Raw genomic sequence first — 25836 nt, forward strand, 5'->3', positions numbered from 1 at the left:
AACACGCTGTACTGTTGCCAAACCGCGTGTTCAGGTTTAGCTTTGGATATGACCCCGCTCACACAATTGGGCGCAGGAAGCAGGTAGATCCGCATGAAGACAGAAGCAGCAATCCGTACAGCCAGGGGAGCGCTGGAGCAGTATGGTTTTGATCAAACTGCCCCCATTGAATTGGTCAAGTATCGGGAGAACTACGTCTTCCGGCTGACATCTGAGACCGGTGACAGCTATGCCATCCGCCTGCACCGGGCCGGCTACAGGACAGATGCCGAGATCAATACCGAACTCGCCTATCTGCACGCCCTGGCCGAGCAGGGGTTGGGCGTGTCTCAGCCGGTTGCAACCCTGAAGGGTGACTTCATGTGTGTTGTGGTATCTGAGGACGGCACGGTTTTCCAACTTGACGTTCTGCGTTGGGTCGAAGGCGGAGAACCCATGGGCGATGTCACCGAGGCCATGTCAGGTGAGAGTTCCCTTGACCCGGAAGCGTTCCGCCGATTGGGCATTCTCACCGCGGAACTGCACAGACGTACGTCCATCATCGGACGAGGCGCGGCGTTTCACCGTCAGGCCTGGGACGCTGAGGGCCTGGTGGGTGCATCAGCCCAGTGGGGAAACCCGCTTGCCCTGCAGGATCTGGGCCAGAAAGAGGCAGCACTGCTCGAAGCAGCGAAGGAGAAGCTGCGGCGTGACTTGGTACACCTGCCAAAGTCAGCCGACAGGTACGGGGTGATCCACGCGGACCTGACGCCGGAAAATGTCCTTGTCGGAAACGACGGGCAGATGGTGTTGATCGACTTTGACGACTTCGGTGAGGGGTGGCACCTCTTCGATCTGGCAACGATCCTGTTTTTCTTCCAGCCACACCCGCTCTACGACAACTACCGCGAAGCCCTGCTGGAGGGCTACGGCTCAGTGCGGCCCTTTCCTGATGGATTCCTCCAGCCTTGGGACCTGATGCTGCTCGCCCGCGGCCTGACCTATCTGGGCTGGGCAGCCTCGCGCAGAGGTGACGAAGCCGCTGAATACATCATCGAACGAGTTGTTCCTATGGTCCTTGGACTCGCGCAGAACTACACCTCCAAAAGCTTCACCTCCGCGGCTCCCTGACCTTCCTCGCCGCCGGTGGATCTTCGGCGCGCTCCCAAGCGCTCCCGGGCAGCGCACCCTTCCTCAGCCCGCCGACGATGGCCGGGACAATACCTGAACAGCCCGCCCCCCTTTCATCTCTCCTAGGAGTAACCCGTGAAACCTCAATCCCCTGAGCAAGGCGCAGCCAGCACTGAGCTCTCCTCCAATGCCTTGGGCGTCGGAGGCATCGTTTTCCTGGTCCTGGCAGCGGTAGCGCCGCTGACCGGCATCATCGTTATCTCGACGTTGGGCATCGCCTTGGGCAACGGAGGGGGTATGCCCGGGGCGTTCATCATTGCAACCCTGATCTTGCTGCTCTTCGCTGTCGGCTACGCCCAAATGGCCAAGAAGCTCGTCAGCGCCGGCGGATTTTACGCCTTCGTTGTCAAAGGCCTCGGCCGGCCCATGGGGCTTGTAGCCGGGAACATAGCCCTGCTCGGCTATAACTGCTTTGTTGCTGGAGCAATCGGCACGTCCGGCTTCTTCACCGCTGCAGTCATTAAGGAACTGACGGGCCTGGACCTGCCCTGGTTCGTCTGGAGCCTCATCTCCGTGGTGCTGATCTTCTTGCTGACGCGCAGGGGCATCGGTTTCAGCGCAAAAGTGCTGGGCGTCTGCCTGGTTCTCGAGGTGTCCATCCTCCTGATCCTGGACTTCAACATTCTGTTCACTCACGGATTCTCCTTCGAAGCGCTGATGCCCCACACAGTGTTCTCCGGCTCGCTGGGACTGGCGCTGCTCTTTGCAGCCAACTGCTTTGTCGGCTTCGAAGCGACCGGCCTGTTCAGCGAGGAAGCCCGGGACCCTCACCGCACCATCCCGAAAGCCACGTACATCGCAATCTTGTTCATTGGCGCTTTCGCCGCCTTCACCACGTGGGCCATTGTCAACGCCCTGGGTGTCGCCCAAGCTCAGGAGACCGCTATTGAGCACTTGCCCACAGGCGACCTGGTTTTTATGCTCTCCGCTCAGTACCTCGGTGACACCCTGACCAAGGTCATGATGCTCCTGCTTCTGGTCTCCCTGTTCGCTGCGCTGCTGGCACTGCACAACTCCGCGGCACGCTACATCTACTCCTACGGCCGTGTCGGCATCTTCCCGAAGGTCCTCAGCCGCACACGCCTCTCCAACGGATCCCCCCAGAACGCCAGCGCCGCCCAACTTGTTTTCGGGACACTAGTGGCTGGCATCTACTACGTAGCTGGTTTGGACCCCATCACAGCCCTGACAGCCTCAATGACTGGCTTCGGCACATTGGGGATCCTTGCCCTCCAAATGCTCGCCGCCGTTGCCGTTGTAGTGCACTTCCGCCGTAATCGGGACACAAGGTTGTGGAAGACCCTGGTAGCCCCGGGCCTCGGAGCACTCGGTCTTGCCCTGATCGTGCTGCTCGCGATCCTTAACTTCACCACACTTGCAGGTTCCGACAGCCCCATCATCGGCGCCCTGCCATGGCTGCTTGTCATCGCAGTAGTGACGGGACTCGCAACTGCGCAGTGGCTGAAGTCCCGCAGGCCCGCGGTGTACAAAGAGCTGCTCAGCGACATGGAGCACTACGACAAAGTGCATCACGAGCTGGCCGATGACACCAACGCCCGTGCAGCCAGCTCAGCGGTCATTGAGGACCGGGACCACAGCCAGCCCTAGACTCGCTGGACCCCGGCCAAGCGACATCAAATGGGCAGTAACTAACCCACCAACCTCTGGCATCGACTGGTGGTGCGAACGCGCAATCAGCCGCCAGCATCCCACCCCTGAGCCTTGTCGGAACCTGGCTCCCTAAGGCACGGCGACAACCTCAAAACCGTCGCGGTTGCCTGCCCGGCGGAAACAGGCGCCAAGCACTTTCAACAATGACAGCACAAGGAGAATCTATGGTAGACCTCGGATTGGCGGGCCGACGGGTCCTGGTCACCGGCGGAACGTCGGGTATCGGTCTTGCAGTAGCCGATGCCTTCGCGGATGAAGGTGCGCATGTTGGAATTATCGGCAGATCACCCCAGCGGCTGTTCACAGCGCTGGAAGATCTGCGCAGAAGACATCCCCGCGCAATGATCGTCGGGGGTTCCTGTGACATTTCCGCAGAGCCGGCTGTACAAAGCACCACCAACGACCTGGTGTCACAATTAGGCGGGCTGGATCACCTTGTCAGCAGCGCCGGCATCTCAGGGTCCCTTGGCGGCACCGTGGATCAGGTTGCAGCCGAGGAATTTATGGAGGTTCAGCGGACCAATGTGCTGGGCCCATTCCTGGCAATAAAGACCGCGTTGCCCCATCTCCGCGAGGGGACAGATGCGACCTATACGCTCATCGGAAGCGACTCTGGCTTTGTCACCGTGCCAGGCATGTTGGCCTACAACGCATCCAAAGGCGCCATCGTCCAGCTAACCCGGGCTCTGTCGACAGAACTCTACAACGACGGCATCCGAGTCAACAGCATCTGCCCCTCAATCGTAGATACGCCGATGGCCCGCGACGGTCTGGGCATCGATTCATTTCAGGATGCCGGATACCCCGTTAGCAAGCCCGCAAACATTGCCTGGCTGGTGCTCAGTCTTGCATCTCCACTCTCCGGTCCCGTCAACGGGGTCTCCCTTCTGGCTGACTACGGTTACCATGCGCGTTCGTCTTTTCCCGCCTGAGTGGGGACACTACCCACCAAAGCAATCAGGCAACCGGAGCATCTGAACCGCCACCGGAAGCCGTTCGACCGCCAACCCGGGCAGTCACTGTTTGAACCCAGCGATATCGGAGACAGGGTCTGTCACTGTCAAGGTGCCATCACCGTCCCCTCATAGCACACGCCCAATCTCACGAAACTCCTGAAAGGGATCTATTTTGAACATCACAGCAACACCAGAGTTTATTTCCGTCGGCGCACTGGGTGAAGGATTCGCCGTTAACAACAACATTCTCGAGGTGCACGAGGGCCTGAATGACCACGACCTCACCCTCAACTTCCCCAACGGCCGCACCCATGAGTGCCGGATTTTGAACAGCCACACGCTGGTCTGGGACGGCCGGGAGCAGGAAGCACGTGTCACATCCGTCAGGGAGGGCATCTACTTTGTGGATTTCCTCGCGGGGGACGCGGTAAAGAAGTCCGTAAGCCTTGTACTGGACGACAACAACGGGCAAGTGACCCTGATAGAGGGAACACTGCCTGACGGGCAGGCCACTTCCATCAGTGCTTACGACCGGGCACGCCAGGGCATGGAACTAACAGGAGTTGAAGCAGTCATTCTCCATGGGGCAGTGGCCGGGAACAAAGGCGGAACTGCGCACGCTCCCACCGATGAACTGATCGGTCTAAGGAACCGCTACCACTACAGCCCCGAAGAGGTGTACGAACACGTCTATCTGAACAACAACTTCTACACCTGGCACTGCATCCAAGGTTCAGAAGCCGGTCTGGGGGACACGGACCGCTGCCACTACATCAAGATCGCTGAGGATCTGTATCTTTTCGTCTGGCGTGAAAAAATCGTCCCCACCCTCGGCGTCATTCTCATCGATATGAAACGGCTGAAAACAGACGGCAAGATCTTTGGGTACAACGGCTTCGACTTCTCCAGCCACACCAACTTTCCCGTAGGCGCCATTACGGAGGTAATCAACGTGACCACTCACTGATCCTCCTAAGCTTCGCCGGAGGCGGGCAGCCGCCTCCGGCGCCTTTTATACCGACATGAACACCTGGGGCTGGCGGGTGCCTTTCCTGCGGTGGCGTCATGGGACTCTACGCCCTGATCATGCGGGCCGTGTGAAGGAAACAACGGCGTTCGAGGCTGAAACGCGGCACGTATGATCCCCACGACGCGTTCGCCGGATCGGAAGACCTGTCCAAATTTGGGTCGATACGCGACCCTTAACCGGGCCGAAATTAGCCTCCGGACCGGACCGGTTGACCGTCTTGCTAGGATCGAAAGGAGGATGCCAGCTTCTTGCGGGCAGCGAATGAGTGAGGGTCCGGGAAGCATCCGGATGGATGAGTTGAGGTTACATTCATGGTCCTTCAGGATCGCGCAAAGGCCACCCGCGACGCGGTAATTTTCGGGGCTTCCGCGGTTTTTGAGGAGCACGGCTATGGCAGCGCGAGTCTGACTCAGGTATCCGAGGCGGCCAAGGTGACCAAGGGTGCTCTCTACTTCCACTTTCAGTCCAAGGAAGACCTCGCCCGAGCGGTCATCGAAGAGCAGCACCGGATCGTGGTGGCAGAGAGCGAAGCTCTCCTCGCGGAGAACCGACCAGCCCTGCCAACGATGATCCTCTTGTGCCGCGCATTCGGTCTCAAGTTAGTGCACGAACCTGTCGTCCGTGCGGGCATCCGGCTCACTCTGGAAGCGAGCGCATTCGGCCAAGTGGTCCAAGGCCCCTACCAGGACTGGATCGCCGTCATGGAGCAGCTGACTGATAGGGCCAAAAGGGAAAGACAGGTGCGATCCTCCGTCGAGTCCGCGGCCTTTGCCAGATACCTCGTTGCGTCGTTCACGGGGGTGCAGATGGTTTCCGGAGTGCTGACTGGTCGCGCTGATGTCATGCAACGGATCGAGGAGATGTGGGCTCTGCTGCTTCCGGGGATCATGCATCAGGACTTTCACGAGGATCCGCGGGCCCTTTCCGGACTGGTTTCTGCGGGAAGTCTTATCCCTAAATAGGGCAGACACTCACCGGAGCGGACGAAACTCCGATGCTGTGAAATCAGCGTGGCCAGACCGTGAAGTTAACCCAAGGGCAGCTCATAAAACCGGCCAACCGTATTGTTTCTCGACCACTGTTCACTTACTCTTGTGTCGGATCTATTCAAAGTTCCGGCAGTAACGACGGCCGTGTCGGCGGCATTTTGGGGGGCGCCGACACGGCTCCGTCGTTAATTCTGGGCAACAGCCTGTATCGCCTGAGGTCCGGACAGCGTTCCTCGACAGATATCAGTCCTAGCGCCACGGGCTTGAATAGCGGCTTCAGGCGCAACCAGCCCCGTTGTCTAAACGCCGATGCCTTTTTCGTCAACTGAGCTTCCGGGGAGCGGGGTTTCCAGCGACTATTTTCATGGAATCCGGTAGGTTCGCCAGAGGCTTGTGGAAAACTGCGGACTGGAGAAATCGGATGCCGGGAGCCGAAGTTGAGGTTGTCTGGACTTCGCTGTCAAAGGCGTGGCGGAAGGCCCAGTACGAAGAACTGTGGCTACAGTTCCGGCTCCGTGGCTCGAAGGACGTCTTTGAGGCAGCGGAGGCTGCCGTCCAGATGGCGAACCAGGCCCACGATGACGCCGGCTGGGGCCATGACGTGTTCACAGCAGGGGTCTCGGATTCGGACGCCGTTCCGGTGGCGCTGATGAGCAGGGCCGGGCTCGTGGAAGGAGTGCGCGCCTGGTTCGCTGCTTTCGCCAAATCTGAGGACGCATTTGCGTTTAGACTTTGCCGGGATAGGGCCGAACAGGCCGATCACATACTGGGGGAAATATGCTTCGTCGTACCATCAGCGCGTCTTTGCTCATACTCACAGCCACGTTGGCATTCTGCGTCCGAGGCATGTAGCCGAAATGACGACAGCGCAGATCCTCAACATCGCCATCACCGTATTCACGACCGTGTCCATTGCCGCGATAGCGTGGTGGGCGCGGAAGCACCCCAATCGGTCCAAGGAGTACCCGGAGCGGGTCCGTATGCCCAAGGTGCTGCCGATCTTCGGCTGGATCTGCGTGGCTGTGGGGCTCCTCATGGGCGTGTTCGCCTTCACTACAGCCCGCGCACCCCTTGGTGCCCGTATTGCTGCGGTGGCGATTCTCTTGGGCGGGATGGCATTCGTCGCGATGTATCGCAACTTCTATGTCGCTCCGCGCCCCTATGAGGTGGCCTTCCGCAGCGTGCTCGGCAAGGAACACCTGTTTGCCTACAGCGACATCGCGCACTACAGCGCGGGGACGTTGAGAGGCCAGCAGTTTCTGACAGTCAAATCCATTCACGGCGTCAAGCTCAGCCTGAACATGAGTGCTTACGACATGACGCCATTACTACGGGCCATTGATTTCCGCGAGGTGACAGGCCGTTGGCCTGTCAGACCCGAGGTCACCAACCACGACATATAGCGCAGCGGCTAGGCTGGGAAATAGAGAAGCCGGGATGTTCCTCTAAGAAAAATGGCGGGCCTTGTCCTTCGGGAAGCAGGCCCGCCATTTCTGCGTGCATCGGCGCCTGCTAGGCGCCGAAGCTGTTCAGGAAGCCGAGGTGCTTGGGATCTGTAGGTTCGTAGGCCAGGTCGGCGTCGTGGTCCGTGAAGACCGTTCGGCGCTCGGAGCGTATGGCTGATTTACACCAACACCGTCAGCGCGCGATTCACGGAACAACTCGCAACTGCAATGGGTGGCAATCCGAAAGTCACCGCAGTACTTTTGACGGCTTCAGACGAAACTGCCTGGACCAGGTTGAGCGGCCGGAATCAAGGGCATGACCTGCTGGAGCACATCCGCCGCAGCAATGCCAGAGCGCTGGAGTTAGAAGATCTGACGCCGAATTGGATACATCGATTAGCCACAGACCGGCGAACCCTACAAGAGGTCGCCTCCGAACTGCATGCGTTAGCTGAATGGGCTTGAACATAGGACCGGGCGACCAGTTTCGGCTTTTCCCCTGAACGACTCGCACGGTGAAAGACGTCGCAGAAGGTGCACTGCACCATATCGAACTGGGGCCGGATCTCAAGAGAGCCATGACTGAGTGGGGCTGGATTCTGTCCACCTTTGGATACGCGACGTATCAGAGTTGGCCACATGGAATCAGTTGGCTGAAAGGTTCAACCTACAAAGAATCGCCGGACCTTGTTGCCGGGACATAGGGAAGAGTCCAGGGAGCATAAGAAAGCCCGACCGCCAAAGGGTGCTGGCGGCCGGGCGTCGTTAGAGGCTCGGAGGATTACGCTCTGGCAGGTGCGGGCCGGCGAAGGAACACAGCGACCAGGAGAGCGGCCGCCAGGCAGAGGGCGGCGTTGACGCCGATGGCCGGGAGCACTGCGCCCAGCACCTGTCCCGGGGCGGCGCTGCTGGTGCCGTGGTTGAGCAGAGCCGCGGCGATGATGGCGCTCATAATGGGGATGCCCATGGTGATGCCGATCTGCTGGCTCATGGTCGTCAGTCCGGTGGCGAGGCCCTGCTCAGTGTCGGGGAGCCCGGTGGTGGCGGTGACCATGAACCCGACGATCGCGGCGAGGTTCGCGACACCGCCGACGAACGTCGCCACGAGCACGATGATCAGCGAGGCCTGGTCAGTGTTGATGAAGAGCAGAGAACCTGTGGCGGCCGCCTGGACGGTGAGGCCGGCGATGATGGTGTTCTTGCTACGGAGCCTGCCGATAAGTTTCGGGGCGATGGTCCCGCCAACGACGGTCCCAATGCCGAGGACGGCGAACGCCAGCCCGGCCTCGAGCGGGGTGTAGCCGAGGACCTGCTGAAGGTAGAGGGTCAGGACGAACACCAAAGAGGTTTCAGTGGCGAACGCCAGGATCCCGGCGATGTTGCCCCACGCGATGTTGTTCCGCCGCAGGATCGTCACGGGCACCAGCGCGTGCGCGGTGTTCTTTTCGATGAAGAAGAACACGACGGACAGGAATACGCCAGCGGCAAGGGGTCCCCAGGCGAATGCGTCAGCCCAGCCTTTTTCTCCGGCGGTGGTCAGGCCGAAGACGAGCAGCAGCAACGCCAGGGTCACAGTGACCGCCCCCGGAATATCCAGGCGCGTTTTGTGCGCGCGTGCAGATTCTGTCAGGAGCTTGGGTGCAAGCACCAGCACGAACAAGGCGACCGGGATATTGATGAAGAACGCCCACCGCCAGGACAGCAGGTCCGTGAGCAGCCCGCCGAGGATCGCCCCGGCGGTGAACCCGGCAGCCATCAGTGACCCGTTCAGGCCCAGTGCTTTGTCCCGCAAGGGCCCTTCCGGGAAGGACGTGGTCAGCAGCGACAGAGCTGCCGGCGTCACTGCGGCGGTCGCGAGGCCCTGGGCGACGCGGGCGGCGAGCAGCAGCCCGGGCTCGGTGGCGAGCCCGCCGACCAGGGAGCCGATGCCGAGCAGTGCCATGCCGGCGATGAAGAGTCGTTTGCGGCCGAACAGGTCCGCCACCCGGCCAAGGAACAGGGTGAACCCGGCCGCGCACAGTGCGAACGACGTCGCGATCCATTGCAGGTGTTCCAGGGAGAAGCCGATGTCGGCCCCGATGCGGGGCAGTGCGACGTTGAGGATGGAGAAGTCCACCGCGAGGGTGAAACTTGCGGTCAGCAGCAGGACGACGATCAGCCGCTGCCGGGCTGTCATCCGGACAGGGCTCTGTTGAACCAGCTGTTGCGGTGAGTCCGGTGGTGCGGCCAGCAGGGGGAGGGGCGTGGTGTCGTTCGCTGTCATCGCGGGAGTATCCAATCAGTAGGTGCGTGGGCGTGTTTTCCTCTCCACCCTGCCGACCGTGGGTCGTAACAGCTACGCCGTGTTGTGGGTAGCACTGGCAGTGCTACCCAGGTTCTCGATTAATCGTGAATACTCGGGGATATGAACGAATCAGCGATGGGCGAGTTCCTGCGCAAACGCCGGGCTGCGCTGACGCCGTCAGATGTGGGCCTGATGGACTACGGCACGCGCCGTGTGCCAGGGCTGCGCCGCGAGGAAGTGGCCATGCTGGCCGGCATGAGTGTGACCTATTACGCCAGGTTGGAACAGGGCCAGCACGTCAATGCCTCCGATGCCGTGATCGACTCGTTGGCCCGGGCCCTGGCTCTGACGGATGTCGAACGGAAGCACCTCGCAGACCTCTCCGGCATCAAGCGCCGGACAGCCAAGATCACGAGAAGCAAACCGGATCAGGTCAGGCCCGGCACCCGTCGTCTTGTCGGGGCCATGGGTGGTGTCCCCTCAGTGGTGCTGGGCAAACGGACTGAAGTCCTGGCCTGGAACCGCGCCGGACACCGGCTCGTCGCCTCCCACCTGGGCTTTGATGCCCCGGACACGCCATCACAGCGGCCGAACTTGACCCGCATGCTCTTCCTCGATGAGCCGACGCGCACCCTGTACCCGCACTGGCGCACCGAAGCCGGCCGTGCAGTGGCGTCCCTGCGGCTGCTCTCCGGACGGTTTGCGGACGATTTAGACCTCGCTGCACTCGTCGGGGAACTGACCCTCAAAAGCCCCGAATTCGCGAGCATGTGGGCAGAACACCCCGTCGAGAACTGCATGTCAGGGCACAAGACACTGAACCACCCGCAGATCGGGTCCCTGGAGCTGGGGTTCGAGGTGCTGACCATGCCCGACGACTCCGGCCACCGCGTCCTCACCTACACCGCGGACCCGGGAAGCGAAGCCGCGGCCGCACTTGCCCGGTTGCAGAGGCCACCGCTCACCGTAGTTGCAGAAGATGCCAGCGTGGACCAAGCCGTCTAGGCCGGGGACGAATATTTCATGCGCAGCTGGGCCACTACTGAAAGGGAAGCTTTGAGCCTTGGGGGAAAGGCAGGACACCTTGTGCTGGCGTAATGGTGAACCACTCGTCACCCTGCTTGGAGGCAAAAATGATGACTCTTTCAGCGGTATCGAGTGGATCGCCGTCCGGGTAGGACCCTCCTACAGCGCAGGTCGGGGGCGGGGAAGTGATGCGCAGGTTCCCCTTTCCGGGATTCCCTTTGAGTACCTGCTCGACTTCTACAAGGTGGGTCGTGGCCTTGTGGCCATAAATGCTGGTTTCACCGGCCCGGCTTGCGGGCTTTCCGATGAGCACCAGGCCGGCGTTGTCGTATAGGTCCTGAGGGGTCTCGAACCGGACCCAGTCAACGCACGCGAAGGGGCCACCGTTTTGGACGGGGCTGCTGGTAGAACCAGGGATTGAGGTTGTGGTTTTGGGCGTGGGCTCGGCAGTTCCCGGTCCGCCCGTCACTCGGTCGCCGCATGATGTTAGCAGCATGGTGAGAAGCAGGAATGGAATCAGGCATCGCCACAACCTAATGCGTTCCATTGTGCTCCCTCATAAGTGGACCCTGATCGGTGGAAATAGGGTGGGTACCCGCATCCGTAGGATGGTGCTCTCGGCTCGGGGCTGGAACGGCATAATGCGCCGGAGTCAATGAATACGAGCGCATGATCGGTTCATCCTGGCGGGGCACTTCGTGGTGGGTAGGAGGGTATTCCTCCGCCGGAGCCGGCGGCCATGAAGACGCCTATCTGGGTTTCTCCGTCGCTTTGGAAGACGGGGATCTCGCGGGGAGGACGCGGGCTACTGAAGTTTTTGACGGCGTCTTCCGGGCTGGTGGGCATGGGACCTCCGTACAGGTCATGGGCGTAGGCGTACCCGGATTGTCCGTTGGTGGCCATCACAGCGATCAGGTCGGGGGTTCCGTTCTCCTGGCTTTCGACGCCATAGGTTTCGCCCTTGGCATTGACACCCAGGGGTGTCCGTTCCTGCTTTACGTACTCTGCGGTGAGCTGCCAACGGGCCTCTGGGTCGGTTTTTATCGTGACACTGTCCTGGCCAGGGGCGAGGCTTATGGTGTAGCCGCTCCACCCCAGTCTGTCGTTGGCCACATCCTTGTCCGAGCAGCTGCTCGATGCGCCGTCGGGATACTCAAACCAGCCAGGGGTCAGGCACCGAAGTTCCATTTGAATCCCCGTGGTTCCCTCGGGCGGAGTGCCAAGCTCAACGGTTGCTGTGCCGGTGTAGGTTGTGGTCACGGGCGAAGCCAATGACGTCACCTTTTCGCCTCCGGGGATGAAGATAAGCCCTGCGGCCGCCGCTCCAATGCCAAGCAGTCCCGCCCCGGCCAGCGCACCGGTACCTAGCCATAGCCTGGTACGCCTCCGCTTCGCGGCTGGTGATTCCTTCTTGACCTGTGAGACGAGTTCTGCCCGCAGGGCGTCACTGAAGCGGTCATCGACGTGAAACTGGTTCATGTCCGTTCTCCTTCCAACACCGGGGTTGGAGCGGTGCCCGGGTAAGTTGATGCGCCGCCGTCGAGGGCAGCTCTGAGCCGCTGGCGGGCGCGGTGCATCCGTGATTTCGCTGCACCAGGGCTAAGACCCAGGACAGCGGCGGCAGCGGCAATGGCGTACTCCTCGAAAACGACTAGGGCGACCAAGCGCAGGTCCTCGGCCGTCAAGGTAGTCAGCGCCCGTGCAAGATCCTGATCAAGGGAGTCCTGGTAGGAGCGGTAAGAATCTGCTGTTGGGTCGCTGAGGTCCTCGGTCCTGGGAAGGGCGCTTAGGAGGCGTTGGTAGCGGAGCGTTGAGCGGGTGCTGTTGCGTGCCATGTTCGTGGTCGTAACCAGCAGCCACGGAAGGATCGATCCTTCCACAACCCGGACCTTCTTTCGCCGCCGCCAGAGTTCAAGGAAGGAGGCAGCCATGATGTCTTCAGCGTCGTGGTGGTTCCCGCACAGCCGGTACGCGTGGCGGAAAACCCTGTCGCGATGCAGGTCATACAGGGCGCCAAAGGCGTCGCCCTGGCCCAGAAGGCTCTGGTGCCACAGCCCCTCTTCGCTGTCTCCGTTGTTCCCCATGCCCTTTAGTGTCCGGCAAAGCAGGAAAGGTTTCACTGAAGCGAAAAAACTTCAAACCGGAAAGTAGTCGTCGCAAGAGAATTTCCCGCGAGCATCTAGTTCCCACGATAATCGCGAACACGATGAACACCAGCAGCAGGGCCGGCGATATGAATTGCGCGAGGTCTCATGTCGGGAAGCCCAATTCCGTTATGGGCAGGAAGTGCACGGTATGGGGGTTTGCTCCATAAGTCGGGGACGCGAATCGGATTGTCAGTGAGAGCCTCCGTGTTGGTGCTGGCAGGAGTTCTTCCACGGCGAGGTGGTCGAACGCTGTCCCCGAGCTGTACACGTCCCTACAACGGCTGCCGGTCCCCGGCCAGGGGCCAGGCCGCGTTCTGGAATGCGGGTGCCCTCGGGACAGTTATGGCTGAGCATCTCCATCAGGGCGTCGTACTCTGCGGGGTCTACGCTCAGATTCCACCGCGACTTTACGAAGACACACTTGTCTGCATAGCCGCATTGCACTCCGGAACCCGCGGTTGCCACTGGGCCGGGTCTTTGGATCCTTTGTCCTGATCGACTGCCGATGTCACGGCCATCAGGGTAGTCTCCGGGTATTTCAGGTCGTTGGCGAAATCGCGCCGCTGTTCGGCTGTCCAGGCCCAGGCCCCCGACTGCGAGGCTTCCTCCAGCGGGACCATATGATCGACCGTCAGTTCGGCTGGGTCCGATGCAAAGGCCCGGTCGTACAGAGAAGACCAGCTGCCGGAAACAATCGCGCACAGTGGCTCGACGACGATCATGGAAGGGTGGGAAGCTGCAATGAGCACCTCGTTGGCAGTGTCACAGCCGTCGCCGTCCGCATCAGTCCAATGATCAAAGCTTATGGTATCGAACGGCGCCCTGTCTTCCTCCCGGACTTGCAGAGTTCCCAGCAGATCCGCCGAGGACGTTATCCCGCCCGGAAAAGGCCACCGCCGTTGTGGGCACTGCCAGGCCTATGAGGAAGAGGACCGGCACCAAGGCCGCTGCAATCCTGGATGGATGGCCTTTCGATTCCGCCGAATAGACTTTCCTGGCATTTCGTTTCCCCAGCGGCAGGTGCTGCCTCATGGGGTCTGGTCTCCGGTCGGCTGTGGCTTCGGCTGCCCGGCCGTCGTGCAGGCGCGCCGGCAGTCCCTACGGGAGGCCTGCTTTGGAGTCAAGGCTGACGCTCATGCCGGTAGACCCACGAGTTGGCCGGCAGTGAGGGGCAAGCGCTGCCCGTTGATCTTTTCTGCCTCTATGTCGAAGATCTGCTGAACAGCGTCGGCAAGGACACTGACATCGGTGAAACCAGGGAATTTCCGTTCCGGCTGGGCTGCTCGCATCCGGTCATCGACCAGAGCCTTGACGACGAAGATCAGGGCGGCCGCGTGCTGCCTGGAGAGAGGGCTTTCCTTTGCGCCCTTCAGGTGACGGAAGCCGTCAGCCACGGCCAGGGTCCACGCTTCCGCCGCGGACTTGACCGCGGCGTAAGCGGCGCCGTCCGCTGTCGGGGAGGAAGCGGACTGCGCGGAAACGATAGCCAGGCGTCCCACAGGGGACGTAGCTAGGTCATCATAGAACGCGCGGCTGGTGTTCCTCAGGGTGGTGAGGACACTGGTGTGCAGGAAGTCCCAGTCTTCATCCGCCTGGCCACTGATGCCGGCACCGCCTCTCCACCCTCCTACAAGGTGGATAAGGCCGTCAACGGGACCCAGATCGTTCCGGACCGAGGTTGCCAAGTCCTCAACGGCCTGAAGATCCGCGAGGTTGCAGACATAGCCCGCGACGTTTGCGTACGCTCCCGAGAGCTCCTGCACCCGGTCCTCAAGAATGTCTACCGCGGCTACGCGTGCCCCTGCCTGCGAAAGGGTGCGGACTACTGCGACGCCGGCTGCGCTTGTCGAACCGGCGACGACGACAGTACGCCCCGCGAGATCCTGACTCATGCGCCCGTCTCGCCCTCAGTCTTGACAGGGCTCTTACCCGTGATTCCCGCAGTTGAGTCAATAACACGGCGCATCTTCTTCTCCAGTGCCTCGTAGAACATCGATAGGGGGAATTCGTCATCAAGGATCTGGTCCGTTAGAGCCCGGGGCGGACCGTCCAGCGGAAGGGCATCCGGTCCCTTGGCCCATACGGAGGCCGGGTGGGGGGTGAGGGTTTCCGAGACGAGCTCATAGGCAGCGAGCCAGTGTGCCGTCTTGGGTCGGTCGATCGAACGCCAATAGAGTTCTTCGATGCGCAGGCCCAGCTCGACGACCACGTTGGCGACGTCCTTCCAGTCGATGCTCAACTTTCCATCGGTCCAGTGCAGGACCCGGTGCTGGTGCATCCAGGCGAACAGCAACTGGCCGCCCACGGCGTCGTAGTTACGGACCCGGTTCCCGGTGATGGCGAAGCGGAAAATGCGGTCGAAGATCACGGCGTACTGGACCAGCTTGGCGTGCTTGCGGGCATCCTCGGAAGCCGTTTCGTCCCGCTCGATGAGGACTGATTCGCGGAACGCGGTCAGGTCACAGCGGAGCTCCTCCAGAGAGTAGAGGAAGTATGGCATCCGCTGCTTGATCATGAACGGATCAAAGGGCAGGTCACCGCGCATGTGGGTCCGATCATGAATCAGGTCCCACATCACGAAGGTCTTCTCCGTGAGGTGGTGGTCGTCGATCAACTCCGCGGCGTCAGCGGGCAGGTCCAACGAAGTAATGTCGGCAGCAGCTTTCAGGACGCGGCGGAACCGGGCAGCTTCACGGTCCGCAAAAATCCCTCCCCAGGTGAACGAGGGGGTGCTTCGCACCGCTACGCTCTCGGGGAAGAGCACTGCAGAGTTCGTGTCATAGCCGGGCGTGAAATCCACGAAGCTGATGGGGACGAACAGCTTGTTCGAGTAGTTGCCCGCCTCCAGTTCAGCGACGAAAGAAGGCCAGATAACCTCCACGAGGACGGCCTCGAAGTAGCGGTTGGTGCTGCCGTTTTGCGTGTACATGGGGAACACAACCAGGTGCGCCAGCCCATCGATGCGCCACTGCTCGGGGTGGAAGGCTACCAATGAGTCGAGGAAGTCAGGTACGACGAAGCCGTCGGACGCCCACCGCTGGAAGTCCTGCACGAGCAGTTCCAGGTATTCGCTGTCATGGGGGAGGTGGGCGCGCAGGTCGTTGATGGAGTCAATGATGCTGCTGACATACTGGCGGGCCTGGACACGGTCAGCCGGTTCCGGAACGGAACCGTCCTGGACCTGAACCTGCTGCAGCCCGATGACGGCGGCCTTCAGGGCCTGCCATTCCGGGAGCGTCTTAAGGTCTTCTGCCTGGGTGGCTGTCACTTCCAGGTTCGCAATGAGAGACATGCTCGTTCCTTCTGTTGTTTCGTAATTCCTGATGAACGTAGCAATGCATAAGCAGCAGTGAAAGCCGAACTGGCCATGCGTAAGGGATTCTGTTGCTACCCGAGGTTCCTTCCCTGCTATGCATGAGAGAGGCCTTACGGTCGCGCATTTCTAGACATTTTTTTGCTGCGTCTCACCCCGGCTTTGTCGTTTGATGCCGATCGCCTGTCGTATCAGTACTTCAGTGCTGCTTACTCACTGTGCGAGCCAAGATCAGCGATTCTTAGGCTCAGCGCGATTAATGCCTGCCTTTCCGTAAGGACTTGGCGCCTTCGACGTGCAATATTCGTTCAGCCAGAGGTCGCCTCCTTTTCGTGTGTTAGCTTGATCACCGTCCTTTCCGGCCCGGGGCGCTGGAAAGCTTTTTCTTAACCGCAGCTACCTTTTCGGAGGCATCATGGGACTTGGATCCCACACGCAAACAAATGATCGGGCCATTGCTCCCGGCACCCCTGAAACCGGTCTGTGTTCCGGTTCAGGGCGGTTCCCCAGCGCGGGGCGAACCGCGCAGGCAGGACTCCGAGGGAACCGTTCGTCCTACCCGCTCGGCACGGCAAGCGAAGATGCCTGCACCGGTCGAGCCGCTGGCAGCACGGGAAACCTAAGCCGGAGCGCACTGATGCCCTTCGGGGGTGTTGCATGACGCTAGCGACGGGAACCTCCGCAGATATCAAGCCAGATAAAGTGGCACAACAGGGTTCTTCACTTGCAACCGGCGAAGATCGTAGCCCTGGCAGAACCGGCAATGAGCTCAAGCGCGGATTAAGCAGCCGTCACCTGCAGATGATTGCCATTGGCGGTGCAATCGGTACCGGGTTGTTTGTCGCCTCGGGCGGCACCATCTCACAGGCGGGTCCCGGCGGTGCGTTAGCCGCCTACGCACTGGTCGGGCTGATGGTATTCCTCCTGATGCAGTCACTGGGCGAAATGTCGGCCAAAATCCCGGTTGCCGGTTCTTTCCAGTCCTTTGCCACCCGTTTCGTCTCCCCGTCCTTTGGGTTCGCGATCGGCTGGAACTATTGGTTCAACTGGGCTATTACCGTGGCCGCCGAGCTGGTTGCGGCGGGAATCATCATGGATTTCTGGTTCCCGGGGGTCCCCGGCTGGGTATGGGCAGGAATCTTCCTGCTGGTGTTGACCGGGCTCAACGCCCTCTCAGCCAAGGCCTTCGGTGAGTCGGAGTTCTGGCTTTCCCTGATCAAGGTCAGCGCAGTGGTGATCTTCCTGATCGCCGGCGTGCTGATGATCTTCGGCATCCTCGGCAACTCCTCCCCAGGACTAAGCAACTGGGAAAACCGCGAAGACGTATTCCACGGGGGTTGGGTCTCGATCATCTCGGTCTTCATGATTGCCGGTTTCTCGTTCCAAGGCACCGAGCTGGTGGGTGTCGCAGCAGGCGAAGCCAAGAACCCCCGACGCGAGGTGCCAAAGGCTATCCGCACTGTCTTCTGGCGAATAATGCTTTTCTACATCGGTGCCATCTTCATCATCGGCTGCCTGATCCCATTCACCGATCCGAGCCTGCTGGCATCCGGCGAAGCCGATATCGCAACATCCCCGTTCACCCTGGTCTTCTCACGCGCTGGGATCGCCTTCGCAGCGGCCTTGATGAACGCGGTGATCCTGACCGCCATCCTGTCCGCTGGCAACTCCGGACTATATGCCTCCACCCGGATGCTTTACGCCATGGCCCATGACGGCATGGCGCCGAAGATCTTCGGCCGAACCAATACGCGTGGAGTGCCGATCCCGGCCCTGCTGGCTACCGCGTCCGTGGGACTCTTCGGGTTCCTCTCCGCGATCATCGGCCAGGGCGCGGCCTACTCCTGGCTTCTGAACATGTCGGGCCTGTGCGGCTTCATCGTCTGGGCGGGAATCGCAATCTCCCACTACCGTTTCAGGCGCGGCTTCCTCGCTCAGGGAAATAAAGTCAGCGAACTGCCGTATAAAGCATCCCTGTTCCCCATCGGCCCGCTGTTGGCCTTCGCCTTGCTGATCCTGGTAATCGCAGGACAGAACTACGAGGCAGTGCTTGCCGGACGGACTCTGGAGGTGCTTTCCTCCTACATCGGACTGCCAATCTTCATCGCCCTATGGCTGACTCACCGCTTCATCACCAAATCAAAAGTCGTGCGACTGCTCGAGATGGACCTCACAGGTCCAAAGGACCTCGAGGACGAGCCTCGGGGCGGCACCCAATAACCATCTGCTGCGCGGCTACCCTTTACAACGCAAGGGCCGCGCGGAACCCAGGGATAGCGACTAAAACGCAGGATTAGGCGAACAACAGGAAGGCCGGGTGAAAACTTCACCCGGCTTTTCGGTCCGCATGCGCAGGTCTTATTGGGACATTTTCGGTCAGTTTGGAAGCCAACGTACATGAAGGGGGTTTCGATCGCCGTAAAAACGGGCGTCGGTTTAGGCTGTACCTGTGAACCAACCGCTGGACGAGGGTCCGTTCTTTCACGGTACGAAAGCCAACCTGCGGGTGGGTGATCTCCTGACGGCGGGCTTCAGGTCGAACTACCGGCCCGAAGTCGTGATGAACCACATCTATTTCACCGCTCTTCAGAACGGTGCGGGACTCGCTGCGGAACTAGCGGCAGGTGATGGCGCCCCGCGGGTTTACACCGTCGAGCCGACCGGCGCATTCGAGAACGACCCGAACGTGACAGACAAGAAATTCCCTGGCAATCCAACCCGGTCATATCGCAGCAGCGCCCCGCTCAGGGTCGTCGGGGAAGTCACGGACTGGACACGGCTGGCGCCCGAGGAGCTCCAGGCGTGGAAAGATCGCCTGGCCGTACTCCTTGCGGACGAGCGAGGCGAAATCATCAACTGACGAGGAACAAGGGCCCAGGCCAGCTGCCGCGGACGGACTGGGGCCTGCGGGATCAAAAGTCGTCAGAAATCCGTCGTCGGTCCGGCGCGGCCCGTAACGGGTTTAGGTCGTCCGAATCTGCTGATGTTGGGCTTTCAGGAACCCGTTAGCCGCTGGATAACCGATGTGAGGGAGCGCAGCTGGTGGTTGCGGTCGAGGTCCCCGGTGCGCGTTGCCAGGTACACGGTGTTTAGGGGAGCCACCTCTGGAGTGTGCAGGGACATAAGGGTTCCGGCGGCGAGATCGTCTTCCACCAAATATCGGGGCAGCACGGACATTCCGGCTCCTGCCAGGACTGCCGCGCGCACGCCGCGGAGATCGGGGACGATGCAGCTGGGTCGGAGATCGTCAGGGCGTCGTTCGAACACGGTGCGCCAGTACCGCCTGATGATAGGCATGTTCTCGGCGTAGGCGACCACTGGGACCGCTGCCAACTCAGCGTCGGCCGGCGAAGTTCCCGGGCGGCTTGCCTGCCAGGACGGTGCGGCGACCAGAACAAATTCCTCGTCGTAGAGGGGCGTTCCGGTGACTCCTTGGACCCTCGGCTGGACTGCGCTGACCACGATATCCAGGTCGCCGGACCGCAGCTCCTCGAGCAGGCCATCAACCAAGCCAAAACGGATCCGCAGCCTGGCCCCCACTGCTGCGGCAAGTACCGGGGTGTGTGGAAGGAGCATGGTGGTAAGGAATTCTGCAGGGCCGCCCAAGTGGATCGACTCGTTGGCCCCCGACAGTGCGGAGATGTAGGCCAGGTCGTCCAAGGCGTCTATGTGAGGACCGACATCCCGGGCCAAGCCGTCTGCCCTGGGCGTTGGCGTCACGCCCAAGGGGGTGCGGTCGAACAGCCGTAGGCCAAGATTCTGTTCGAGGGAATGAACGTGTGTGGAGGCTGTGGGCTGCGAAATGCCAAGCAGCTTCGCTGCCTCGGTCAGGGACCCGGCGCGGTAGACGGTGAGGAACGTCCGCAGGTGCTCCAGATTGTGAGTGACCATTCCTGCAATACTCGCACGCTCCCGTCCAAGAAATACCAATAGGGGCCAGAGCTTTTTCGATAGGTGGCCCCGCCGCCTACGGAGCATCATCGAATAGCACCGCGTCAACCACTACCGAAAAGGAACCTCATGTCCCGCATTCTCATGGTCGTTTCGGCGGCCGATTCCCTTGTACTCGCCGATGGCACCCAGCACCCCACGGGCTTCTGGGCCGAGGAACTTGTAGTCGCCCACCAAGCCCTCAAAGTCTCCGGCGCCGACATCACCATAGCCACCCCAGGTGGAAAGCAGCCCACCATCGACCCCGCTTCCCTGCACCCGGGGGTCGTGGGCAGCGAAGAAAAGGTCAGCGAATTCAAGCACTACCTGACAGACATCGCAGGGGAACTTGAGAAGCCGAAAGCCCTGGCCTCGGTCAACGTTGCCGATTTCGACGCCGTCGTCCTCCCCGGTGGTCACGGCCCCATGGCAGACCTCGCCACCGATGCAGATCTTGGTGCCCTGCTGATCCAGGCCAACGACGCCGGCATAATCATCGCGCCGTTCTGCCACGGCCCCGCCGGCCTTCTCAGCGCCACCACCAAGGACGGCATTTTCGCCTTCGCAGGCCGCCAACTGACCGTATTCACGGATGAAGAAGAGCTGACGGGCGGAACTGGCGAGGCGACCCCATGGCTGGTAGCGACCACCCTCGCCGAGCGCGGTGCAATCGTGAAGGCCGGCCCGGCCTGGAGCAGCTACGTAGTCCGCGATGACAACCTCATTAGCGGACAGAACCCGCAGTCCAGCGAAGCAGTCGCCGCTGCGGTAGTCTCAGCACTCGCCGAGTAGGGCGGGGGCGATGCAAAGAACACGTACGACGGCGACGCTTCCCATTCGGGGGAAAATGTCCCCTCTAACGGAAGCCGTGTGGGTGCGAAGCAAATTTTGGCTTGGCATGTGCTGGTCTGCCGGACAGCTCATGAGATGTGTGAAGCACGTGTTGTCGCCGCTGACCGGTCCGTTGTCAGGCTGGCGGGCGGCATCTCACCAAAAAACGAAAACAGGGAGGGCACTCGCCCGGGATGTCCGCCGCCTACGTCGTTGACCCCTTCAAGCATTCCAGCCAGCAAGCTACCGATTTAGGAAGCACGCCCTAGCTAAACCGCCAGCTCCACACGGTTCCGGCCGGCAGCCTTCGCAGCGTACAGGGCGGCATCGGCCTTTCCCAGGAGGGTCTCGGGGTCGGACCTATGGCTTGCGCTGAAGGCGGCGATGCCGGCACTGAGGGTCAGTTGCCCCATCGGATCCCCGGAGTGCGTGATGTCCAGATCCCGGACGCAGGCCAGCGCGCGCTCTACGAACGCCTTCGCGGCCAGCTGCGACTGGTTCGGCAGGACCAGCAGGAACTCCTCGCCGCCGTACCGATAGACGCCGTCGCTCTTCCGGGCCGCGTCCACAAGCGCGACGGCGACGGCCCGCAGTGCAAGGTCGCCAGCCTGGTGACCGTAGATGTCGTTGTAGCTCTTGAAATTGTCCACGTCGCACATCGCCAGGCAATATTCCTCCGTGTAGCGCTGACTGCGTGCGTGCAGCTGCTCCAGGTCCTCGGACAGTTTCAGCCGGTTGTGCAGGCCCGTGAGCGGATCCGTCCGCGCCTGTTGCGACAGGACCTTGCGGTAATGCGCCAGGTCCGCGTGCAGTGTGGTCACCCGCAGCGCCACCAGCAGCCGTGCGTGCAGGATAAACGGGTCCAGCGGTTTCGTGACGTAGTCGTCCGCGCCGGCCTCGAGTCCGGCGAGCACGTCGTTGCGGGACCCCTGCGATGTCAGCAGGACAATGTACGTGTACAGGTCTGCATCCCGCGCCCTGATGGCCCGGCACAATGCGAGTCCGTCCATCCCGGGCATCATCCAGTCGGTCACCACGACGTCCGGCTGGTGCTCCAGGTACAGCGCCCAGGCCTCGTCGCCGTCCGCCGCCGTCACGCAGTGGTGCCCGGCTCGTTCGACGGCGGCCCTGGCCACCAGGAGCGAGCCCGGATCGTCATCCGCCACCAGGACTTTCATTGCGCCGCCTCCAGTGCGAGATCAAGGTCAAAATTCACCTGCACAAGCTCAGCTTCCAGGCGGCTGACGAGCTGCGGGCCGTCGTCGTGCTTTCCGCTGTGTCCCATCTCCTCCAGCTCACCGCACAAAGCTGCCGCGCCGGTTGCTCCGATGTTGGCTGCTGCGCCCTTCAGAGCATGTGCGGCCTGGGCCAGGGCGGGTCCGGCGCCCTTGTGCACCAACTCCCGCAAAACGTCGAGCCGGGCAGGGAGGTCCCTCCGGAACGCCTCGGCGGCCGCCGGGAGCAGGCCCAGGCCGCCCTCCGGGCCAAGGTCGCGCAAAATGGCCAGCCGGTCCGAGTCCAACGCCGGCGGCCGGCCTCCTGTGACAGCCAGGAGCTGGGGCGCCCGGTCGGGGACCCAGCGGGTTAGCGCGGCTTCAAGTTCGGCGGCGTCCACCGGCTTGGAGAGGTAGTCGTCCATGCCGGCGGCGAGGCAGCGTTCCCGGTCGCCGTCGAGGGCGCCTGCGGTCATGGCGATAATGGGGAGGCGGCTGTGTTTTCCGTCCCGGCTCCTGATGATTCGCGTGGCCTCGAAACCGTCCATCACGGGCATGTGGCAGTCCATCAGGACAGCGGCGTAGCGGACGCGGGCGGTTGCTGCCACGGCCTTTTCGCCGTTGGACACCACATCCACCGTATAACCGAACTTGGTCACGGTGGCGCGGGCCACCAGCTGGTTCACCTCGTTGTCCTCCACCACCAGGATGCGGCCGCGGGACGGTCCCTGCAGGACCGACTCAGAAGAAACCTCAGCGGACGACGCAGCCGCGGACCCGGCAGGGGACCCAGCCGAGGCCGGCCCGCTCATCGAGGCTGAAGGCGCTGGGGACGGGGCGGTCTGTTGGCGCGTGGACATCAGCCGCATCAGGCGGTTGTAGAACTCGGAACTGCGCACCGGCTTCATGAGCCATTCCCGGACCCCGGCATCGGCGATCTCGGCAGCGTTCACCTGCATGGTGGACGTGAGCATGATCAACTCGATATTGGCCAGCCCGAGGTCGGCCTTCATCCGGCGGGCCAGCTCCAGACCGTCGGTGTCCGGCATGCAGAGGTCCAGCACGGCGAGGTCGAACGGCTCGCCGGCCGCTGACGCTTCCCGTGCCCGGACCAGCGCGGCCTTCGCGTCCGGTACCGCCTCCGGCTGAAGCTTCCAGCCGCGCAGCTGGGATTCCAGCACCAGCCGGTTGGTGGCGTTGTCGTCCACCACCAGCACCCTGAGTCCGGCGAGGTAGCCTGCCGCGGGCACAGGATCGGTGGACGGCGGGGCCACCGGAAGCGGGATCCGGAACCAGAAGGTGCTGCCCGCCTCCGGGACGCTGTCCAGCCCGATCTCGCCGTGCATGGCCTCCGTGAGCCGGCGGCTGATGGCCAGACCCAGGCCGGTGCCGCCGTAGCGCCGTGTGGTGGAGGCGTCCGCCTGTGAGAAGGATTCGAATAGCCGCGCATGGTGTGCGGGATCGATGCCGATGCCGGTGTCGCGGACTTCGAAGTACACCATGGCTGTTCCACCGGGCCGAGGATCATGGGTGTCCACCTTCACCCGGATGGACACCTCGCCGCTGGCCGTGAACTTTACGGCGTTGGAGGCGAGGTTCAGCAGGATCTGGCGGATCCGGCCGGAATCGCCTTGCAGCCTTGCCGGAACGTCGGGTTCGCAATAGGCGATGAGCTCCAAGTCCTTGGCCTGCGCCGGTTCGGTCAGCAGCCCGGCAACTTCCTCCACGAGGATTCGGGGATCGAAGGGGCCGACGTCCAGGTCCACCTTCCCGGCCTCTAGTTTGGAGAAGTCCAGAATGTCGTTAATCAGGGCAAGTAGCGCCTCGCCGGCTCCCTTGACGCCCTGCGCGTACTGCTTTTGCGTCTCGTCCAGGGGCGTCTCCAGCAGTAACGCAGTGAGCCCCACTACGCCGTTCATGGGCGTGCGGATCTCGTGGCTCATGGTGGCAAGGAACTCGGACTTGAGCCGGCTGGATTCCAGTGCGGCTTCACGCGCGGCCTTCAGCTCCTGCTCGGCGGCCCGGCGCAGGGTGATGTCCCTGGCAATGACGGCGACCCCGCGCACGTTCCCGGCTTCCCGGATGGGGGAGATAGTCAGGGACACGGGAACGACCGTCCCGTCCTTTCGCAGATGCTCGATCTCGAAACTCATGGCTTCGCCGTTGTCGCGGAGCTGCTCAAACACTTCATCGTCCCCGACGGTGCTGTCCGGCGGCAGCAGGAACCGGGCGTCGCGGCCCAGCGCTTCCGCCGCCGAGTAGCCGTACTGCCGTTCCGCTCCGGGGTTCCAGCTGGTGATGACGCCCTCAGGCGTGGTGCTCAGGATGGCGTCCGAGGAGGAGTTGACGATCGCGCCGAGCCCCTCGAGCTCCGCCGTCCGGGCAGCCACCTCCTGCTCCAACCCTGAGGTGAGGGTGAGGTTTTCGACAATGATCAGCACTTGGCGGACCAGGATGAGGGCCACAGTGATCCTGGCCACCGCCAGCAGGAAGGCGCTCATCTCGCTGACGTGCGGCTGGGCGACCATCACGAGGGCAACCAGGATCGGTGCGTACGGAAGCAGCTCAAGTGCCAGGGCAAAAGCTTTGCGGTCCGGCCGAGGCTTCTCCGCGTACGGGAGCAGCGGTGCCAGCGCAATCAGGAGGAAGGCGCCGATCCAGCCCAGGGCGAGCGGGGACCCAGTGACGCCCGTCACGCCGTCGAACGTCAGCCGCACGTAGATGCTGTCCGTGATGGTCAGGACCAGCAGGCCGCCGCCGAAACACAGCCACGGCAGGCGCTCGCCGGGCTGCCGCCGCATCCCGAGGACCAGCACCAGGGATGTGATGATCACGTCCACCACGGGGTAGCCCATGGACGTGAGTCGGGTCAGGACATCGCCCTCGGCGCTGAAGGCCGGGCCCAGCGCGGTGTACCAGCTGACCACCAGGACTGCGCCGGCGATCACCGCGGCGTCCAGTGCGGTCCGGACCAGCCCCACCCGGGTGGTGCCGCCGGGGCGCTTGAAGCTGAAAAGGGCGATGGCGGCCGGCACCGAATAGGCCAGGAACAAGGCGTCTGCCAGGGAAGGAAACGGGTAGACGTGGTTGTGGGCGAGGCCGTAGTACGTCCAGACGAGCATGCCGGCCGCCCAAACATAGGCGGCGACCGACATCAGCGTCCAGGCGCGGGCATTTGAGCCGCCACGGCGGGCGGCGTGGGCGCAACTGCGGCCAGCCAGCGCGGCTGCCAGGAAGATGGAGAGATCACCCGTCACGATGGCGGCGGGAGTGCCGCTGGCGGCAGCAAAAACCAGACCGAGAACGGTCATGACCACGGCGCCAATCACAATCAGCCATCCCAGTTTGGCCATGCTCGTGCCGGCGGCGGGACGTTGCTCCAGGCGACCTATCTGAGACACACGGATCCCTCCCCATAGGTGCGCCTGTTACCCACAAAAAACCGAGACCGGGCCCGCCCGAGACCTGGGCGGAGACGCATCCTTATGATATCCCTCACAGCTCCGGAAGGGCGTTCGCCGCGACTGCGTGAACCATGTCCGCGGCGGCGTGGCGCCGCTGCTCAGACTGCCCGGTACTCATCGTTCCTCGCTGCGTATGAGGATGCCAGGCGCTTCTGCCATGGAATTCGAGTACGCCATTATGGCCCCGACCTCTCGCGTATCCCCCTCTTTTGGCCTGCGCTTTGGGTAACGCGTCGGGGTCAAGTCCACGCTCTGAGGAACACCCCGGGCGACACGAGTGCTCCTCAGGAGTACAAACCCACTTGGTCCTGTCTGTTGCCCGGGTCGGTGACGGCCATGGCAGGCGTCCCGAAAGCCCGGTTCAGG

The 25836-nt window shown here is 62.1% G+C and carries 19 protein-coding genes; 10 read left to right on the forward strand and 9 right to left on the reverse strand.

What is annotated here, in order from left to right; genetic code table 11:
- Positions 1-93 precede the first annotated feature (93 nt).
- The 6 genes from J2805_RS21105 (at position 94) to J2805_RS21130 (ending at position 7219) form a co-directional block, all read left to right on the forward strand.
- On the forward strand, positions 94-1110 hold the full coding sequence (locus tag J2805_RS21105) for a phosphotransferase enzyme family protein (protein ID WP_309979796.1): 1017 nt from the start codon (positions 94-96) through the stop codon (positions 1108-1110).
- 135 nt (positions 1111-1245) lie between these two features.
- The gene (locus J2805_RS21110; RefSeq protein ID WP_309979797.1) at positions 1246-2778 is read left to right on the forward strand and encodes an APC family permease; all 1533 of its coding nucleotides are present in this window, start codon (positions 1246-1248) and stop codon (positions 2776-2778) included.
- Positions 2779-3005: 227 nt separating this feature from the next.
- Entirely contained in the window at positions 3006-3773 is a 768-nt protein-coding gene (locus J2805_RS21115; RefSeq protein ID WP_309979798.1) for an SDR family NAD(P)-dependent oxidoreductase, read from the forward strand.
- Between the two features lie 196 nt (positions 3774-3969).
- Positions 3970-4764 carry a MoaF C-terminal domain-containing protein gene (locus tag J2805_RS21120; protein ID WP_309979799.1) on the forward strand — a complete coding sequence of 265 codons (795 nt, stop codon included), beginning with the start codon at positions 3970-3972 and terminating at the stop codon, positions 4762-4764.
- A gap of 374 nt (positions 4765-5138) precedes the next feature.
- On the forward strand, positions 5139-5789 hold the full coding sequence (locus tag J2805_RS21125) for a ScbR family autoregulator-binding transcription factor (RefSeq protein WP_309979800.1): 651 nt from the start codon (positions 5139-5141) through the stop codon (positions 5787-5789).
- An 884-nt stretch (positions 5790-6673) separates the two neighbouring features.
- A complete protein-coding gene (locus J2805_RS21130) occupies positions 6674-7219 on the forward strand; it encodes a hypothetical protein (protein WP_309979801.1) in 546 nt (181 codons plus the stop codon).
- A gap of 823 nt (positions 7220-8042) precedes the next feature.
- Here the strand turns inward: J2805_RS21130 and J2805_RS21135 are convergent.
- Positions 8043-9524 (reverse strand): MFS transporter, encoded by a 1482-nt coding sequence (locus tag J2805_RS21135; RefSeq protein ID WP_309979802.1) that lies wholly within the window; start codon positions 9522-9524, stop codon positions 8043-8045.
- A 141-nt stretch (positions 9525-9665) separates the two neighbouring features.
- Here J2805_RS21135 and J2805_RS21140 point away from each other — a divergent pair, with 141 nt between their 5' ends.
- Entirely contained in the window at positions 9666-10550 is an 885-nt protein-coding gene (locus tag J2805_RS21140) for a helix-turn-helix transcriptional regulator (protein ID WP_309979804.1), read from the forward strand.
- Between the two features lie 699 nt (positions 10551-11249).
- Here J2805_RS21140 and J2805_RS21145 read toward each other — a convergent pair.
- The 5 genes from J2805_RS21145 to J2805_RS21165 all read right to left on the reverse strand — a co-directional run bounded on the left by J2805_RS21145 (position 11250) and on the right by J2805_RS21165 (position 16010).
- A complete protein-coding gene (locus tag J2805_RS21145) occupies positions 11250-12050 on the reverse strand; it encodes a peptidase M56 family protein (RefSeq protein WP_309979806.1) in 801 nt (266 codons plus the stop codon).
- Complete coding sequence (locus J2805_RS21150; RefSeq protein ID WP_309979808.1) at positions 12047-12655, reverse strand: RNA polymerase sigma factor; 609 nt, start codon at positions 12653-12655, stop codon at positions 12047-12049. The genes J2805_RS21145 and J2805_RS21150 overlap by 4 nt, the downstream gene beginning before the upstream one ends.
- Positions 12656-13125: 470 nt before the next feature.
- On the reverse strand, positions 13126-13440 hold the full coding sequence (locus tag J2805_RS21155; RefSeq protein ID WP_309979809.1) for a GmrSD restriction endonuclease domain-containing protein: 315 nt from the start codon (positions 13438-13440) through the stop codon (positions 13126-13128).
- A 411-nt stretch (positions 13441-13851) separates the two neighbouring features.
- Positions 13852-14610, reverse strand: a complete 759-nt coding sequence (locus J2805_RS21160) for an SDR family NAD(P)-dependent oxidoreductase (RefSeq protein WP_309979811.1) — start codon at positions 14608-14610, stop codon at positions 13852-13854.
- Positions 14607-16010: a DUF6421 family protein gene (locus J2805_RS21165; protein ID WP_309979813.1), complete on the reverse strand. Its 1404-nt coding sequence runs from the start codon at positions 16008-16010 to the stop codon at positions 14607-14609. The genes J2805_RS21160 and J2805_RS21165 overlap by 4 nt, the downstream gene beginning before the upstream one ends.
- Positions 16011-16688: 678 nt before the next feature.
- Between J2805_RS21165 and J2805_RS21170 the strand changes: the two genes are divergently transcribed.
- Together J2805_RS21170 and arr are read left to right on the forward strand one after the other, a co-directional pair.
- Positions 16689-18251 carry an amino acid permease gene (locus J2805_RS21170; RefSeq protein WP_309979815.1) on the forward strand — a complete coding sequence of 521 codons (1563 nt, stop codon included), beginning with the start codon at positions 16689-16691 and terminating at the stop codon, positions 18249-18251.
- 229 nt (positions 18252-18480) lie between these two features.
- Positions 18481-18891 (forward strand): NAD(+)--rifampin ADP-ribosyltransferase, encoded by a 411-nt coding sequence (arr, locus tag J2805_RS21175; protein WP_309979816.1) that lies wholly within the window; start codon positions 18481-18483, stop codon positions 18889-18891.
- A 134-nt stretch (positions 18892-19025) separates the two neighbouring features.
- On the opposite strand, the gene J2805_RS21180 is transcribed toward arr, so the two are convergent.
- On the reverse strand, positions 19026-19922 hold the full coding sequence (locus tag J2805_RS21180) for a LysR family transcriptional regulator (protein ID WP_309979818.1): 897 nt from the start codon (positions 19920-19922) through the stop codon (positions 19026-19028).
- A 129-nt stretch (positions 19923-20051) separates the two neighbouring features.
- On the opposite strand from J2805_RS21180, the gene J2805_RS21185 reads away from it, so the two are divergent.
- Positions 20052-20753 (forward strand): type 1 glutamine amidotransferase domain-containing protein, encoded by a 702-nt coding sequence (locus J2805_RS21185; protein WP_309979820.1) that lies wholly within the window; start codon positions 20052-20054, stop codon positions 20751-20753.
- Between the two features lie 308 nt (positions 20754-21061).
- Here J2805_RS21185 and J2805_RS21190 read toward each other — a convergent pair whose 3' ends face one another.
- On the reverse strand, positions 21062-21970 hold the full coding sequence (locus J2805_RS21190; RefSeq protein ID WP_309979822.1) for a GGDEF domain-containing response regulator: 909 nt from the start codon (positions 21968-21970) through the stop codon (positions 21062-21064).
- Positions 21967-25407 carry a response regulator gene (locus tag J2805_RS21195; RefSeq protein WP_309979824.1) on the reverse strand — a complete coding sequence of 1147 codons (3441 nt, stop codon included), beginning with the start codon at positions 25405-25407 and terminating at the stop codon, positions 21967-21969. The genes J2805_RS21190 and J2805_RS21195 overlap by 4 nt, the downstream gene beginning before the upstream one ends.
- Positions 25408-25836 lie beyond the last annotated feature (429 nt).

The sequence above is a fragment of the Arthrobacter oryzae genome, assembly GCF_031454875.1.
In the GTDB taxonomy this organism is placed as follows: Bacteria; Actinomycetota; Actinomycetes; order Actinomycetales; family Micrococcaceae; genus Arthrobacter; species Arthrobacter oryzae_D.